Raw genomic sequence first — 16,675 nt, 5'->3', positions numbered from 1 at the left:
ATAATTTAAAACAATGGCGAATCTAAAGGAAATACGTAACAGGATATCATCCATCTCATCAACGATGCAGATTACCAGTGCCATGAAAATGGTTTCTGCTGCAAAGTTGAAAAAGGCTCAGGATGCTATTACAGCGATGCGTCCGTATTCCGATAAGCTGACCGAGCTCCTGCAAGGGCTTAGTGCTAGTTTGGAAGGAGACGGGGGAAGCGAGTATGCAGACAAAAGACCCGTAAACAAGGTATTGGTGGTTGCCATTACTTCCAATAGAGGTCTTTGTGGCGGATTCAATTCCAATATCATTAAGCAGAGCAACAATTTAGTGTCCAATACGTACCCAGGCAAGCAAGTTGACTTCTACACCATTGGTAAGAAAGGACACGACATTCTCAAAAAAAAGCACACCATTTTGGGTGACCAGAGCAAAGTGTATGATGATTTGACCTTTGACAACGTTGCTGAGATTGCCGAACTACTGATGCGTTTGTTTACCAAGGGCGATTACGATAAAATCGAGTTGGTGTACAACAAGTTCAAGAATGCAGCTACGCAAATTGTAATGACCGAACAGTTCTTGCCCATCGTTGGAGCAGAGGAAGATGAAGCCATTGCTGCCGATTACATATTTGAACCATCCAAAGTGGAAATCGTAAAGGAATTGATACCTAAATCCTTGAAGACACAATTATTCAAGGCAATCAGGGATTCCTTTGCGAGCGAGCACGGAGCCCGTATGACAGCCATGCACAAAGCAACTGATAACGCAGGTGAGTTGAAAGATGAACTGACCCTTACCTACAACAAAGCCCGTCAGGCAGCGATTACCAACGAAATCCTGGAAATTGTTGGTGGAGCAGAGGCGTTGAACAATTAAGCCGAGCCAAAGAGTGAGGCTAAATATTCAATAACAGAGGCGTTGAACAACTAAAACATAGCCTAGTCAATATTTAAAGGCCACCGAATTCGGTGGCCTTTTTGTTTTGTGTCTTTTTCAGCCCATTTTCCCGTTTGCATAAAGCAATTACGGAAAAACCCCGATTTTTTTAAGGTTTTCGTCCAATGCAAAGTCGAATAAAGTTGTTAGTTTAGTCCCAACACAAATCCCCATTACTTGTTGAGTGCAGCATAAAGGTGTATGGCCAGAGTGGCCGTATGCGATGTGTTGCCATGATTTTTTAGATCTCCCAGATCTTATGAACTTTAAAACTTGACAAGCAATGAAACGTCTGAAGAACCTACTGCCCATGGTGCTATTGGCCCTATTGGCCCTTAATTGTGGAAAAGAAGAGACCAACTACCCTGAACCTATCCAAGAAGCGGAAGATAAAAATGTACTGCTAAAGGCATTGACCATTGATGAGTTACCGGGCCTCTCGGGCTCCATAGAACAGCAGAACTCTAAAGTGGAATGGGCCTCAAAGAACAATGGCGATGACGCGGTGCTGGACGGTAGCCGCGTACTGGCCGTTACGGACTCGGTGGGTAATACCACATACTCCCTGCGGATGTATGTACCGGGTACGCCACACAACGTATTTTACAATGTGGTGTCCAAACGGACCCACGATGGTATACAAAAAGAGCCCTTTGTGCTACGCTACGAGGTGGAGAAGGACTACTGGCGGGAGTATGTGATGGGCCCACGACAGGAAAAACCGTTCAAGGGAACCATAGAGGTATATAGCTTGGAAGCCTTTGGCCTGCAGATGGACCAGAACGGTAAAATGGGCAGCGAACCCGAGCCCTGTTTGCAACTGGATACCAATGGAGATCAAGACGAAGGTGGCGGAGGGAATAATAGCAACAACGAAGAGGGCAATAACCAAGGTAATGGAACCGACCACGACCCCGGCAGTTACTATGACTATTGGAACACCTATGCGCCAGACAATGGAGGGGGCAACGGTGACAATACTGAGCCCTTTGTGGAGATCGGGGAGGGTAAGTTCGGCAACTATGGGGAAGATGGCATTTTAAAGGCCTTTTCCCTTACGGGCAAGAGCGCCGACTGCCCCGAGGAGGAAACACTACTGCCAATTAATGAGGAGGAAGATGTAATATTAATCCCGAGTTGTCAAAGTTTTGAATATGCTGACGGAAGTTTGGTAAAGGGGGCTGGTGTGTCGAATATTCAAAATATCTTTGTAGCAGCGGGTATTGACGATAATGGTCCATTTACTCATTCATTTCATCTCAATATTACCAAATCATATTTTACTATGCCTAAATACTGGACAAATGGTAAAGCTGCGAATGCTACGGCAACAGCGTTACATCAGGCTAATCTTGTAACGAAGGCTTGGTTTTTGTCAAATCCTAATATGCTAATTTATGAATGGGAAAAGAATATCAAATCAGCTATGAAGGCAATAGGAGGAGATTTTAGCAAGAATGCCCCATTTCCAATCAACAATTTGGCTCCTTATACAGAAGATTGGGTTTGGGATAAAACTGATTGTAGTACTTAGGTATGAAAAATTTATTTCTTTTTACCATAGTATTTTGCTTTAATACGTTTTACCAAAATATGAAAATCGAAAACATGATAGGTAAGAACCTATTGAATGTTCCTTTCGAATTCAAAGTGCTTGATTCGGTGGGTAATTCAGGTTCAATTACCTATTTGATTACTGGTGCCAAGCAGGAGTTTTATACCAAACCATTGAAACATATTTTGGTAAAGACCGATGAGGAGGGAGTTATAAAACAGTTAATGACCGATTTTCAAGGTGTTGTGGATGAAGAATTCTATCGGTTTTTGGCACTTGAATTTGGAAAGGCCGATCTAATGCTTAAGCATGAAATTGAAACCCAAAGAAAGGTTATACAAGTTAATGGAACAACGTCCACCGAGACTAAAAGCACCTTAAAGAAGTGTGGCATTGGGGACGACCCTTTATTTATTATATGGGATAATCCTGAATTGAAGATGATGTTATCCATTATCAGGGAAAGCAACAGAACAGAATTGACGATAGGGGATATTCCATTTACAAAAGATACAATCAAATAAATAGAGTTAAAATAACCATTCATTAATATTAAAAGGCCACCGCATCGGTGGCTTTTTTGTTAGTTTTACAGCTCATTCCCCCCCTATTTTCCAAACAATTCTGGAAAAACCCCAGTTTTTTTAAGGTTTTGCCCCAATGCGATTTGGATTAAAGTCATTAGTTTAGTCCTAGTACAAATCCCCATTACTTGTTGAGTGCAGCATAAAAGGGTACGTCCAAAACGGCTGTATACCATTTGTTGCGATGATTTTTTTAGACCTCCCAGGTCTTATTAATTCTTAAAACTTGACAAGTAATGAAACGATTGAAGAACCTGCTCTTCGTGATGCTATTGACCCCCTTGGGCTGGAACTGCCAAAAGGAAGAGGCACACAATCTTGAACCAATCCAAGAAACGGCGGATAAGAATGTACAGATAATGGCATTGACCATTGATGTTTTATCAATTGGATAAAATGAACATTGCGCCTGATGACCCCAACGTTGATTTTTCTATTTTGGCAGACCAGTGGTCAAAGGTTGTTGCAGAAAGTAATGGAGGTCCGCTCCCTCCGAACGAATTAGCTTACACTCAACATGAAATTATGTCTAATTTGATTGAAACAATGGCAGAATATATTGAAAGCTTTTCTTCAAATAAGGGATATAATATAAATATGATTCAGGCAGAAGCAATGGCATGGATTGGTCTTGATGATTCCATTGCATGGACTGTAATGGACCAAAACCTTAAAGAAACTTATGAAAATATCATTGATTATGAGATTGCAAATTTCGATATTCTTGCTATTGGCAGTGAGTGCAATTAGTTTGACATCATGTAAAGCACAACATCAAAACGTAGTCGGTGATTTGGCCTATTACGAATTGATTACAGATATAATTTCACGTGATACTTTAGTTTCGGATTGGAAAAATAGAATAATTGAGGCTAGAATCAAAAGTGGACAACTTGAACGGAAAGATAGTTCTAGGTATTCTAACATTATCAAAGCTACCAAGCTCTCCTTGTTCTACAAAAAAGCGGATTCTCTCGCAAGAGATGCATTGGTAAAAGATATGCATGAAAATCAACACCTGATGAGTTACCTTTCTAAAGAAGATCTGACCAAGGCAATTGATAAATTACCGGAGATAGATGGATTACACGATACATCCAATATTTCCAGGGAAATAAAACTGATAGCAGAAACCCCGAAATGGGAAAGTTATCATAAATTTTCCTCGCCGCTAATGGTTGGAAAAAACCTGTTTTTAATTTACCATTATAGGTCTACAGGGCGATTTAATTATAAATATGGTGTAGTGCTTTTTTCATTGGGGAACAATGATGATTATGAAATTAAACAAGAAGTTACTTTAAAACAAGTAATAATGTGATGGGCTGGTGAAATAATAGCTAAACTAATATAAAGGGCACCACATCGGTGGCCTTTTTGTTTTTCTTAGGACAAGAAGGTTTAGCTACTAATGGCTTTTGCGTAACTTGTGGGCACCTAATCAAGGTTTTTAAAGAAGCAACACCTATTGAATCCACTAAAGAGGCTTTTTAAACAAACGTTTATCTACGGTTTGGCCACGGTATTGCCAAGAGTGCTCTCTTTTCTATTGGTGCCGTTGTACACCTCCGTAATGAATCCTGAAACCTACGGTGAGATTTCAGTGATCTTCTCGTGGTTTGCCATTTTTAATGTGGTGCTCGCTTACGGTATGGAAACGGCCTTTTTCCGTTTTTTCAACAAGCACGAGAATAAAGAGCATGTAATTTCAACTTCTTTGCTGTCATTGTTACTGTCTTCCCTGATATTCTTTGTGGCGGCACTGATGTTCAAAGAGACGTTTGCTTCGATAATTGATGTCAAGGAATCATTGATAATCTACATCATCTTGATTCTGGTTTTGGATGCACTGGCCATAGTTCCCTTTGCTTGGCTCCGGGCAAAGGAGCGACCCCTTCGGTATTCTATTGTAAAAGTGACCAGTGTGGCAATCAATTTGCTGCTGAACATTTTCTTCTTGACCCTGTTGCCAAAAATGGCTGAAAATGGACAGCCATTCTGGTCGGAAATCTATAAAGATGACTTTCAGATAGAATATGTCTTTATCGCCAATGTTATTTCTAGCGGCGTGGCTTTTCTTTGGATTAGTGGCATCTATTTTGATACCAAATACAAGTTCGACAAGCAATTGTGGAAGGAAATGCTCAAATATTCCTTGCCCATTATGATAGCTGGACTTGCATTTACGGTCAACGAGGTGTTCGACCGTATCCTTCTGGATAGGTTATTGCCCGAAGACATTGCCAAGGCGGAAATAGGGAAATATTCAGCCTGCTATAAACTGGCGGTATTCATGACATTGTTCGGCACTGCCTTCCGATTAGGGGTAGAACCGTTCTTTTTCAGTCATGCGAACACAGAGAACCCCAAAAAAGCCTATGCACAGGTCACCAATTATTTTGTGATTATGGGCAGTTTAATCTTCTTGGGTGTGATGGTGTTTATCGATCCTTTGAAGAAATTATTGGTCCGCGACCAAGCATTTTGGGAAGCCTTGGACGTGGTTCCCATCATACTTTTGGCCAGTTTCTGCTTGGGTATCTACCACAATCTGTCCGTCTGGTACAAGGTAACGGACCGAACCAAGTTCGGAGCATACATTTCATCAGTAGGGGCCATCATCACACTGGTCATAAACATAAGTTTGATTCCGAAGATTGGATATATGGCATCGGCCCTGGCCACTTTGGCAGCCTATGGCAGCATGATGCTATTGTCCTATCATTTCGGGAAAAAATACTACCCTGTACCCTATAATATGCGGAAGATTGTGTTCTATCTATCCGTATCACTCGTGTTTTCGATATTTTCGTTCTATGTTTTTAATAGAAATTTAATAGCTGGCAGCATACTGTTTTTGTTATTTTTGGGGTTAGTGTATAAGATGGAAGGAGATAAATTAAGAAGCATATTTATAAAGCGTGAAAATTAAGATCATCAACAAATCAGGCCATAAGTTGCCACATTATGAAACCCTTGCTTCGGCGGGGATGGATTTAAGGGCGGATTTGGAATCACCCATAACATTGAAACCCTTGGAAAGGGCCATTGTCCCCACAGGATTGTTTATGGAACTTCCCGTGGGTTACGAAGCACAAGTGCGACCACGGAGCGGATTGGCAGCCAAAAAAGGGATTACGGTACTGAACGCGCCTGGCACCATAGATGCCGATTACCGTGGAAACGTAGGGGTGATCTTGGTCAATCTGTCCAATGAGGATTTTACCGTGGAAAATGGCGAGCGCATTGCCCAAATGGTCATCGCCAAGCATGAGCGTGCCGAATGGAAAGAGGTGGAGACCCTTTCGGAAACCGATAGGGGCGAAGGCGGGTTTGGAAGTACCGGCACGAAGTAAAATAAATTCCTGAGAAGGCAGGAATCTCTTTGAAATAAAAGTCTAACAAATAAAAGATACCCGCTTCCGCGGGCACTCCTATGAAAATAATCGTTCCAATGGCGGGAAGAGGCTCCCGTCTAAGACCACATACTTTGACAATTCCAAAACCATTGATTCCCGTTGCGGGCAAGCCAATCGTGCACCGACTGGTAAGCGATATAGCCAAGGTCTTGGGAGAACCTATCGAAGAAGTCGCTTTTATTCTGGGCGACCCCGCCTTTTTTGGAGATGATGTTGTGGAAAGCCTATTGGAACTGGCCGACGAACTGGGAGCCAAAGGATCCATATACAGACAAGATAAACCGCTTGGAACAGGTCATGCCATTATGAGCGCCAAAGAGTCCTTGAGCGGACCTGCGGTAATCGCTTACGCCGATACCTTGATCCGTGCGGATTTTGATTTGGACAAATCTGCTGATAGCGTTATTTGGGTAAAGCAAGTGGAGTGTCCAGAAGCCTATGGAGTGGTTCAATTGAACGAGGGAAATGAAATCGTTGAGTTGGTCGAAAAACCACAGGAGTATGTATCAGATTTAGCTGTCATCGGCATTTACTACTTCAAAGACGTTGGAGTACTCAAAAATGAACTCCAGCACGTACTGGATAACGATATCAAGCACGGTGGTGAATACCAAATCAATGATGGCATCAAACGCATGATGCAAAAGGGCATGAAATTTGTTCCAGGTAAAGTGGACGAGTGGATGGATTGTGGCAACAAAAATGTTACCGTTGAGACCAATCAGCGTATGCTGGGCTTTTTGGAAAAAGAAGGGGAACAAATGATCGCCGATTCCGTAAAGCAGGAAAATGCCAATATTGTTGAGCCCTGTTTTATTGGGGAGAATGTGGTACTCAAAAACACAACGGTTGGACCTTATGTATCCGTTGGTGCGAACACCGTTTTAGAAAACTCAACGGTAAAAAACAGCCTGATCCAGAGCAATAGTAAGATCAGCAATGCCAACTTGGATAATGCCATGATTGGCAACCATGTAGTGTACAATGGTAATTTTGAGACCATTAGTATTGGAGATTATTCTGTTTTGGAATAACTTTAGAATGGATTTTTAGTTTGATGGGGACTTAGGATGTTAATATGAAAAAGAAACTTCTTGTTTGGATGGTTTTGGGAGCATCATTTATGATGCATTACGACACCTATGCCCAAGAAGAACAGCAGAGCGCCGATGTCTATCTGGAGGAATATACCGATGAGTTTCAAGAAAATTTCTTTGAAGCATTAAAGCAAAAAGGCATCCAGAACTATGATAGGGCTGTGGATTTGTTCCTGAAATGCAAACAGCTGGAACCCAATAATAGTGTTTTGGACTATGAACTGGCCAAAGCCTATATGTTGGACAAAAAATATGTACAGGCCCAAGACTATGCCATTGAAGCCTTGCTATCGGAACCAACCGACTATTGGTATTTGGACAATTTACTGACCATTTTGGACAAGCAAGGAAGCCCCATAGAAAACATTAAACAACGAATACCTTACGAGAACACAAAGCTACAACAGAACATGGCCGTTTCTCTTTTCAAAATGAAAAAGTACGGAGAAGCTTCAAGAGTGCTGGATGATTTAGAGAATTCCCAATTGAAATCGGACTTGACCCGTAAGATAAGCGACTCCCTTAAAAAGGATAAGCAGCCTGAAATTGCCCCGATTGTTGAGAGGGAAGTGGATTTGGACGACCCTGTGGCCCAACTAAAGGATCAAATGGAGCAGTTAATCACGGCTTCAGACTTTAAAAAGCTATTGGGCGATTCCCTGGAAGCGTTGGATTCCTATCCTTTACAGCCCTATTTTTATTATGCCTACGGAACTGCTTTAATCAATACGGGAAATCCCAACAAGGGCATTGAGGTTTTGGAAAGCGGGCTTGATTATCTTTTGGATGATGATAATTTAGAGAATAAAATATACCAACAGCTTTCCGAAGGGTATTCCCAAATCGGGAACACCCAAAAAGCGAACGAATATTTGAACAAAATCAATTCAGGATTATAATGAGCCTATATAAAAACATAAAAAGAATTGTCATGCTGATAGCTTTCCTCCTTACCCTTGGGGCTTGTAAAAGTACCAAGTCCATTACGGGGGGAGAGGTGAATTCAAAACTGTCCGCAAAGAACATCATCAATGCGCATTACTCCAATCAGCCCAAGTTTAAAACCTTGAGAGGGCGGGTTAAAATCGATTATGCCAACGGGGACGATTCGCAAGGTGTGAATGTGAGCCTTCGTATGGAAAAGGATAAGGTCATCTGGATGAGCGCACCGCTTGGTGTGGTAAAGGTCCATATTACCCCGAACAAAGTATCCTTCTACAACAAGCTTCAAAATGAATATTTCGATGGTGACTTCAGTTATTTGAGCGACTTGCTCGGAACGGAACTCGATTTTGAAAAAGTACAGAACCTTCTTCTGGGGAATGCCGTATTGGATTTGAGAAAGGAAAAATTCAACTCGGAAGTATACAATGGCACGTATCAATTAAAGCCAAAAAAAGCTAGGGATTTGTTCAAGATATTATTTCAACTAGAGCCCAAAAACTTTAAAATTGCAACTCAGGAAATAGCCCAGCCTGAAAATGCCAGACAATTAATGGCAAAATATACCTATCAGGATATTTCAGGAAACGTACTGCCAGATGAAGTGAAAATCGTTGCCGAAGAGGCTGGGGGTTTAACCACGATAGATTTAAGTTTTCGTAACTTGGAACTGAACAAACCCATGAATTTCCCTTACAAAGTGCCCAAGGGATATGATAAAATTACATTAAAGTAATATGAAAGGTAAAATTTCATATTTTATTTATTGTCTGATAGTTATATTTTTCACTTCAGTAGAGTCCTATGCCCAAACAAGTGAGCAGAAGGTGCTCGAGGCCAAAAGGGAACGACTCCAAGAAGAAATCAAGGAAATCAATAGATTGCTTTTTGCTGAACGCAAAGAAAAAGGTTCCGTTTTGGATCAAATGGAAGCCTTGGACAAGAAGATAAATGTTCGCCAAGAATTGATTAGGGTCACTAATCAACAGTCCAATTTGCTTAACAGACAGATCAATGTCAACATCAGAAACATTAGTAAACTCCGGGAGGATTTAAAGATCCTGAAAGAGGATTATGCGGAACTCATTCAAAAAACCTATCAGAACAAATCCCAGAGTAATCGATTGATGTTCTTGCTATCAGCCGAAAACTTTTATCAGGCTTATAAAAGGTTGCAGTATATGCAACAATATGCAAAACACCGGAAAAAGCAGGGAGAAGGAATCGTCAAAAAAACGGAAGAACTCAAGACCTTGAATCAGGATATGGTTCGACAACGTAAAGAAAAGGACCAGTTGATTGCAGAAAATCAAAAAGCCAAAGCCGAACTGTCCAAGGAAATCGAATCCCAAAGAAGCCTTTTAACGAGCATAAAGCAGAACGAGGCAAAATACACCGCCGCAATTGCCGAAAAGCAAAAAGAAGCCCGTAAAATTGATCGTGAGATAGAAAGAATGATCAAGAGTGCTATTGCCAGTTCCAACAAAAGTTCGGGAAAGTCCATCAGCAGCGCTACATTTGCAATGACACCCGAAACCAGATTGTTGGCCGATAATTTCACTTCCAACAAAGGAAGATTGATTTGGCCTGTGGAAAAAGGAGTGAAAAGTCAGGGATATGGGGTGTATGCGGATAAATTGTACCCTGGCATAAAGCACCGAAACAACGGGGTTACCATTACCACTGATGCGGGCAGCAAGGCTAGAGCCATCTTTGAAGGTGAAGTCATCGCCATACTATCTGTTCCAGGAGGGAACAAAGGAGTGCAAATAAAACACGGAAACTACATAAGCACGTACTATAACCTTTCCAATCTGTACGTGAAAAAGGGGGATAAAGTAGTCGCCAAAGAGGTGTTGGGAGACATCAACACCAATCGGTTGGACGGCACTACCAAATTGAAGTTCTATCTTTATAAGGACTCCAATCGCTTGAACCCTGAAGATTGGATCTATCAACTCTAATTACTATGCAGAAAATAACAGATTTACAAGGCTCCTTTGAATTGCACAATGGGGTCCAGATGCCCTATTTTGGATTGGGCGTGTATCAATCAGAAGATGGTAGCGAAGTGATCAACGCGGTAAAAGCGGCATTAAACCATGGTTATCGCCACATTGATACTGCCGCTATTTATGATAATGAGGAAGGTGTGGGTACAGGGATTCGCGAAAGTAATGTGGACCGAAAGGATGTTTTTTTAACGAGCAAGGTCTGGAACACCGATCAAGGTTATGACTCCACCCTCAAAGCATTTGATGCCAGTTTGGACCGTTTGGGAACCGATTACCTGGACTTGTACCTCGTGCATTGGCCAAAAGGCGAAATTTCGAAGGAAACCTGGAAGGCCCTCGAAAAATTGTACAAGGAAAAAAGGGTCCGAGCCATTGGAGTGAGCAATTTTTTGCAGCATCATTTGGAAGAACTATTGACCTCGGCAGAAATTGTGCCGATGGTCAACCAAATGGAATTTCATCCGTATTTGGTGCAACAGAGTTTGATTGATTTCTGCAACTCCAAAGGCATTCAATACGAAGCGTGGTCCCCATTGATGCAGGGAAATATCTTTGATTTGGATATCATGAGGGATTTGGCCTCCAAATACAACAAGAGCATTGCCCAGATCGTATTGCGATGGGATCTTCAAAAAGGAGTGGTCACCATTCCAAAATCATCCAAAGAAGAACGCATCATCGCTAACTCCGACCTTTTCGATTTTGAACTTTCCGAAGAGGATGTTCAACTGCTCGATGGATTGGAAAGGAACAAACGATTTGGCCCCGACCCTGATAATTTTGATTTTTAATAAACTAGGAAGTAAAAAGCGCCTTAAGCTCCGTAGCGTCGCTGGGCTTCATTTTACCTGCCAGCACTAAACTTAGCTGCTTTCTCCGAAGAGCAGCGGCATAGCGTTCCTTTTCCAAGTCGGATTCAGGCTCCAATGGAGGTACTTCGGTAGGTTTTCCAGTATCATCCACCGCAACAAAGGTATAAATGGCCTCGTTTGCCTTGGTGCGCTCACGGGTAAAGCGATCTTCAATCCAAACATCGATGAAAATCTCCATGGATGTTTTAAATGCTCTGGAAACTGATGCTTCAACGGTCACGACACTACCCAGCGGAACAGCTCGGTTAAAGGCTACGTGGTTCACCGAAGCGGTCACAGTAATACGTCGGCTGTGCCTACGGGCCGAAATACTGGCGGCTCGATCCATACGGGCGAGAAGCTCCCCACCAAAAAGATTGTTGAGGGGGTTGGTTTCACTTGGCAAGACCAAATCGGTCATAACCGTGCGGGATTCACTAGGAGTTTTAGCGCGCATACCTTAAAATTTTGCGCAAAGATATTGAAGTGTGTAATGGTTTTAAAGGAAAGCGGATTATTTCTCGGAAAGCATCCAGGCATCCCTTGAATCCTCGGCTTTTACCTTTCTTAAAAAGACAAGTGCCTCCTTGGGGTCGTCAAAACTATCATAGGCCACTTGATGAAGCCCATATTTGTTCACGCCCAAATAAAAAGCATTGTACCCCTTTTGTTTAAGTTGGTTCACTTTTTTGTCAGCGTTTAGTTCTTCGCGGAAAGCGCCTGCAATAATATGGTGTTTGCCCAATTGTTTTTTGGTTACCTTAATGTTGATGGCGGGAAGTTCCAATGGAGCACTTTCAAAAAAGGTGGCTTCCTGAATCAAGCGGGACACCTCTTCCTGTGCATCTTGTTGTGCGGCCACTTCCTTTTGTTGAAGATCACCATAGGTGCGATACGAGGTCACGCCCAAAGAAACCGCCAATAAAATCACCGCAGCATATTTTAGCCAAGGCCTAAAGGAAGTTTGTTCCCTTTTCTCCGGTGTGATGATGAATGGAATGCGCTCTTCCATTTCTTCCACTTCCACTTTGATAACTTCACGCTGTATGGGTGTGGCGGCAAATGTGGAGAGTCCAAAGGAAGATGTTAGAAAATTGATTTTTTCCTCAGGCTGAAATTGAATACGTTGCTCGCTGTTGTGCCACAATTTTCCAATGCCAAAAAGCTCAATGCTTTCCCCTTGGGCCAGCTTGTTATTCCAATCTTGGACCATGTTTTCCACTTCCCGGAGCATCTCCTCATACCCCAAATTCTTCTCTTTGGAAATATGGGACACCAATAAACCATCATTCTTGGAAAGCTGGGCATTAAAGGAAATGGTCTTGCTTGGAGGTGCTAGGGTGTTGGTCGCCAAATCAATTTCTGCGGATTTACCATGGGCCAAAAAAGCGCCAAAACCAGGTACCACAACACAGTTGTAATCGAACAACAATTTTTCTATGTATGAATCTATCCGCATGACCACAAATATTGTAAAAAAAGGGACAGTACAAAATATGCTGGATAACTTTTTATTAACATTTGAAAATCTGTATTTTGTGGACAACTTTGATCCCAAATCAAATGACTGAACCTGAAATTATTGCGGCTTTGCGACTGCAAAATATCCCGAATATCGGGGATGTCACTGCAAAAAAATTAATTGCCCACTGTGGTGGTCCAAAAGCTGTTTTCGAGGACAAACTGCCCCACCTTTTAAAAATCGATGGCATTGGAAAGATGACTTTGAAAGGTCTATTTGATGCTATCTATCTGGAAGAGGCCCAAAAGGAGTTCGAGTTTCTGTCCAAAGAAGACATTTCCTTCTCTTATTTTATGGATGAGGATTATCCGGCCCGTTTGAAGCATTGTGTCGATGGGCCCATTTTATTGTTCCAACGGGGAAATATCAACTTACAGCATCAAAAAGTGATCAGTGTTGTTGGAACAAGAAATGTTACCAACTATGGTACTGCGTTTTGCCATCGATTTATTGAAGAATTGGCGCCCTTGAACCCTGTTATCGTTAGTGGATTGGCGTACGGCGTGGATATGGCGGTCCAAAAAGCGGCTATGGACCAGGGGTTGCAGACCATTGCCTGTATGGCGCACGGGCTCAATCAAATTTATCCGAAGGTTCATGCCAAATACCAATCCAAGATTGAGGAAAACGGAGGGTTCATGACCGAATTTTGGAGTTCGAGCCAGCCCAACCGTGAGAATTTCCTAAAGCGCAACCGTATTATTGCCGGAATGAGCGAAGCTACCATTGTAATCGAATCAGCCGAGAAGGGGGGTAGTTTGGTCACAGCGGATTTGGCTCATGGCTACCATCGTGATGTGTTCGCTGTTCCAGGTAGGGCGACCGATAAGTGGAGTAAAGGCTGCAACGACCTGATCAAATACCAAAAAGCACATTTATTGACATCAGCAGCAGAGCTGATTTACCTTTTGGGATGGGAAATAGAAGAGGAAAAAAAGGAGAAAATGGTACAAAAACAGCTGTTCGTCGAGTTGGATGAAACAGAACAGTCAATCTACTCGTACTTGCAGTTAAACGGCAAACAGTTGTTGGATACCGTAGCTTTGGAGTGTAATTTGCCCATTTTTAAGGTGTCGTCCACTTTATTGAACATGGAAATGAAGGGTGTGATCCGACCCCTGCCCGGTAAAATGTTCGAGGCGGTGTAAGCATTGTCATACTGAGTGAAGGGAAGCATCTCGACTCAATTCATTAGGAATTATGGATTCTTCAGCTCCACGTTGTTCCGCCTCAGAATGACAAATGTGGGCTTTGAGAATTTGTTTGTCATACTGAGCAAAGCCAAGTATCTCTAAGAAACACAATCGATTGATGAACAAACATTATGTCTACATAATAACAAATAAAAACAAAACCGTTTTATATACTGGGGTTACGAACGATTTAGCTCGAAGATTAGTTGAGCATATTGATAATATAGAAAAGGGAAGAAAGACATTTACTGCAAAATATAAGTGCAAGCATTTACTATACTATGAGGAATATGGATGGATTCAAGAAGCAATTGCGCGTGAAAAAGAAATAAAAGGATGGGTTAGGGCCAAAAAACTAAAATTGATTAAGTCGGTTAACCCAAATTTGGATTTTTTAGAGGAAGGGTTTCTTTTTAAATGATTTTGTCATACTGAGCAAAGCGAAGTATCTCGAACAAAGGTCAAAATTAATGCGAGATTCTTCATCCTCACGTTGTTCGTCTTCAGAATGACACCTTTTTTAGTGTTTGTCATGCTGAGTGGAGCGAAGTATCTCAGCAATGCCATTAACATTGAGATTCTTCATCCTCGTTTCACTCAGATTCAGAATGACAAGATGCTACTTATCCATTAAGCTTTACAACTAAACGAATTGCAACATTGGAAAACAACCGTTTATCCCATTGTATGATAACAGAACAGTCACTCTGTTTTTAAGGGTAGTTCAACGGGAAGGTGCCACAAAAAATCGAGGTTCTAAACTAAAATTGACAAACTAGTTGTTTCTGATGATTCTACAGTAGGTTTAATTAGGAAGGTAAAAAGCCCCAAACCCGACAAAGTGCGAAGGGATAAGTCAATAAATTGTACCTTGCTTTGAAAATCATCATTATGCAAGTCTTTACAAATGTTCTTTTAATCATAGTGTTGGTATTGTTGATTTTGGATGTGGTATTTCTTTATAGGATTCAAAAAAGTCCAATTACCAGAAACAGAAATAGTTTTGACAAACGTTTTTTCGAACTCAAATTTGAACTTAGGGTTATAGAGGCGGTTGCAGCAATTTTGCTTTTTGTTGGGACTTTTTTAGGTGCTGCATCTTTGAATGAAATAAAGACTGAATACAAATCAGATTTAGAGGACGAAATAGAAGCTTTAAGAAAAGAAACGATTGATTTTGAAACAAAAGTGGCGGAATACACAAAATCACTGGATTCTTTGAAATCTAAAGAGGGACAATCTATAGAAAACCTAAATGATGTTAAAAGAGAGTTTGCTATAATAAACAATAAAGTTGCAAAAACGCAGGAAGCATTAAGATATACATCGAAGATTTTCATTGTTAAAGGACTTAAACACTATCATCAGAAAGAAGGGGATGTTACTTTCTATTTTGACCAGATGGAAACAGTTAATAATGAAAGCTTACCTGTGTTCAAATCAGCTCCTACCTTAAGTGTTCAGGGTAAAGGCTCGGTATATTTTATAAAAGAGGTTACGACTAAATATGTTAAACTTTCAGCTATGTTTGTTATGGAGCAGCCAGAATATGAAACATTGGATTTGTGGATTGTCGAGCCTAATTAATACCCCAACTTCTCTCGAACCCTAGTCAGGACCCCATCGGCCACTTTACGGGCTTTTTGGGCACCAAAGGCCAAGGCTTCGTCCACTTCGTTCTTATGGTTCATGTAGTATTCGAACTTTTCACGAGGCTCCTCGAACTTTTCCAAAATAAGCTCGTACAATGCCTGTTTGGCATGACCGTAGCCGTAATTTCCTGCCAAATAGTTGGCGCTCATTTCCTCCACTTGTTCCGGGGAAGCCAAAAGTTTATAGAGGGCAAATACATTGTCCTTGCTCGGGTCTTTTGGTTCTTCCATTGGCGTACTGTCCGTTACAATCCCCATTATCTGCTTGCGTAACTTTTTGTCCGTTTGGAACAAATTGATGAGGTTGCCACGGCTTTTGCTCATTTTTTCGCCATCGGTTCCAGGCACGTACATGGTCTGCTCATGTACTTTGGCTTCGGGCATCACAAAAGTTTCACCCATTTGATTGTGGAATCGGGAGGCCACATCTCGGGTCATTTCCAAATGTTGTAGCTGATCTTTCCCTACGGGGACAATATCGGCATCGTACAACAAAATATCGGCTGCCATCAACATAGGGTAGGTAAACAAACCCGCATTTACGTCCTCCAACCTGTCGGCCTTATCCTTAAAGGAGTGGGCCAAGGTCAATCTTTGATAGGGGAAAAAGCAACTGAGGTACCAGGCCAATTCCGCAGTTTGTGGAATATCGCTCTGTCTGTAAAAAACTGTTTTTTCAATATCCAGTCCAAAGGCCATCCAAGCAGCGGCTATGGCGTAGGTATTGTTCCGTAACAGTTCCCCATCCTTGATTTGGGTAAGCGAGTGCATATCGGCGATAAACAGGAAGGAATCGTTTTTGGGGTCTTCGGCCATTTCAATGGCTGGTGCAATGGCACCCAAAATATTCCCCAAGTGTGGTGTTCCTGTACTTTGTATTCCGGTCAGAATTCGGGCCATGCTAAATTTTT

Annotated in this window: 19 protein-coding genes; 16 read left to right on the top strand and 3 right to left on the bottom strand. The window is 41.7% G+C overall.

The window, feature by feature from the left end:
* Positions 1-13: 13 nt before the first annotated feature.
* The 13 genes from atpG (at position 14) to PY092_RS01100 (ending at position 11,337) form a co-directional block, all read left to right on the top strand.
* On the top strand, positions 14-874 hold the full coding sequence (gene atpG, locus PY092_RS01160) for an ATP synthase F1 subunit gamma (protein WP_275614027.1): 861 nt from the start codon (positions 14-16) through the stop codon (positions 872-874).
* Between the two features lie 343 nt (positions 875-1,217).
* Positions 1,218-2,468 carry a hypothetical protein gene (locus PY092_RS01155; RefSeq protein WP_275614026.1) on the top strand — a complete coding sequence of 417 codons (1,251 nt, stop codon included), beginning with the start codon at positions 1,218-1,220 and terminating at the stop codon, positions 2,466-2,468.
* A 59-nt stretch (positions 2,469-2,527) separates the two neighbouring features.
* On the top strand, positions 2,528-3,013 hold the full coding sequence (locus PY092_RS01150; RefSeq protein ID WP_275614025.1) for a hypothetical protein: 486 nt from the start codon (positions 2,528-2,530) through the stop codon (positions 3,011-3,013).
* A 296-nt stretch (positions 3,014-3,309) separates the two neighbouring features.
* Positions 3,310-3,468, top strand: coding sequence for a hypothetical protein (locus tag PY092_RS01145; RefSeq protein ID WP_275614024.1), 159 nt, complete (start codon positions 3,310-3,312; stop codon positions 3,466-3,468).
* Between the two features lies 1 nt (position 3,469).
* Positions 3,470-3,823, top strand: coding sequence for a hypothetical protein (locus PY092_RS01140; RefSeq protein WP_275614023.1), 354 nt, complete (start codon positions 3,470-3,472; stop codon positions 3,821-3,823).
* Entirely contained in the window at positions 3,756-4,394 is a 639-nt protein-coding gene (locus PY092_RS01135; RefSeq protein WP_275614022.1) for a hypothetical protein, read from the top strand. Before PY092_RS01140 ends, PY092_RS01135 begins: the two co-directional genes overlap by 68 nt.
* A gap of 147 nt (positions 4,395-4,541) precedes the next feature.
* Positions 4,542-6,005, top strand: a complete 1,464-nt coding sequence (locus PY092_RS01130; RefSeq protein ID WP_275614021.1) for a lipopolysaccharide biosynthesis protein — start codon at positions 4,542-4,544, stop codon at positions 6,003-6,005.
* Entirely contained in the window at positions 5,995-6,429 is a 435-nt protein-coding gene (gene dut, locus PY092_RS01125) for a dUTP diphosphatase (protein ID WP_275614020.1), read from the top strand. Before PY092_RS01130 ends, dut begins: the two co-directional genes overlap by 11 nt.
* Before the next feature lie 80 nt (positions 6,430-6,509).
* Complete coding sequence (locus PY092_RS01120) at positions 6,510-7,526, top strand: sugar phosphate nucleotidyltransferase (protein WP_275614019.1); 1,017 nt, start codon at positions 6,510-6,512, stop codon at positions 7,524-7,526.
* Positions 7,527-7,570: 44 nt separating this feature from the next.
* A complete protein-coding gene (locus PY092_RS01115) occupies positions 7,571-8,488 on the top strand; it encodes a tetratricopeptide repeat protein (RefSeq protein WP_275614018.1) in 918 nt (305 codons plus the stop codon).
* Positions 8,488-9,267, top strand: a complete 780-nt coding sequence (gene lolB1, locus PY092_RS01110; RefSeq protein WP_470300341.1) for a lipoprotein insertase outer membrane protein LolB1 — start codon at positions 8,488-8,490, stop codon at positions 9,265-9,267. Before PY092_RS01115 ends, lolB1 begins: the two co-directional genes overlap by 1 nt.
* Before the next feature lies 1 nt (position 9,268).
* A complete protein-coding gene (locus PY092_RS01105; RefSeq protein ID WP_275614016.1) occupies positions 9,269-10,495 on the top strand; it encodes a murein hydrolase activator EnvC family protein in 1,227 nt (408 codons plus the stop codon).
* Between the two features lie 5 nt (positions 10,496-10,500).
* Positions 10,501-11,337, top strand: coding sequence for an aldo/keto reductase (locus PY092_RS01100; RefSeq protein ID WP_275614015.1), 837 nt, complete (start codon positions 10,501-10,503; stop codon positions 11,335-11,337).
* Between the two features lie 4 nt (positions 11,338-11,341).
* Here PY092_RS01100 and PY092_RS01095 read toward each other — a convergent pair whose 3' ends face one another.
* Together PY092_RS01095 and PY092_RS01090 are read right to left on the bottom strand one after the other, a co-directional pair.
* Complete coding sequence (locus PY092_RS01095; RefSeq protein ID WP_275614014.1) at positions 11,342-11,854, bottom strand: acyl-CoA thioesterase; 513 nt, start codon at positions 11,852-11,854, stop codon at positions 11,342-11,344.
* 57 nt (positions 11,855-11,911) lie between these two features.
* The gene (locus tag PY092_RS01090) at positions 11,912-12,856 is read right to left on the bottom strand and encodes an HU domain-containing protein (RefSeq protein ID WP_275614013.1); all 945 of its coding nucleotides are present in this window, start codon (positions 12,854-12,856) and stop codon (positions 11,912-11,914) included.
* Between the two features lie 104 nt (positions 12,857-12,960).
* Here PY092_RS01090 and dprA point away from each other — a divergent pair, with 104 nt between their 5' ends.
* From dprA to PY092_RS01075, 3 genes are all read left to right on the top strand, one after another.
* Positions 12,961-14,067, top strand: a complete 1,107-nt coding sequence (gene dprA, locus PY092_RS01085) for a DNA-processing protein DprA (RefSeq protein WP_275614012.1) — start codon at positions 12,961-12,963, stop codon at positions 14,065-14,067.
* 163 nt (positions 14,068-14,230) lie between these two features.
* Positions 14,231-14,533, top strand: a complete 303-nt coding sequence (locus PY092_RS01080) for a GIY-YIG nuclease family protein (protein ID WP_275614011.1) — start codon at positions 14,231-14,233, stop codon at positions 14,531-14,533.
* Positions 14,534-14,988: 455 nt separating this feature from the next.
* Complete coding sequence (locus PY092_RS01075) at positions 14,989-15,699, top strand: hypothetical protein (RefSeq protein WP_275614010.1); 711 nt, start codon at positions 14,989-14,991, stop codon at positions 15,697-15,699.
* On the opposite strand, the gene trpS is transcribed toward PY092_RS01075, so the two are convergent.
* A complete protein-coding gene (gene trpS / locus PY092_RS01070; protein ID WP_275614009.1) occupies positions 15,696-16,664 on the bottom strand; it encodes a tryptophan--tRNA ligase in 969 nt (322 codons plus the stop codon). The genes PY092_RS01075 and trpS overlap by 4 nt on opposite strands.
* Positions 16,665-16,675 lie beyond the last annotated feature (11 nt).

The organism is Flagellimonas yonaguniensis (assembly GCF_029193885.1).
GTDB classification, from domain to species: Bacteria; Bacteroidota; Bacteroidia; order Flavobacteriales; family Flavobacteriaceae; genus Flagellimonas; species Flagellimonas yonaguniensis.
Note: the sequence above shows the minus strand (reverse complement) of the source record. Positions and strands in the feature narration are given on the sequence as shown.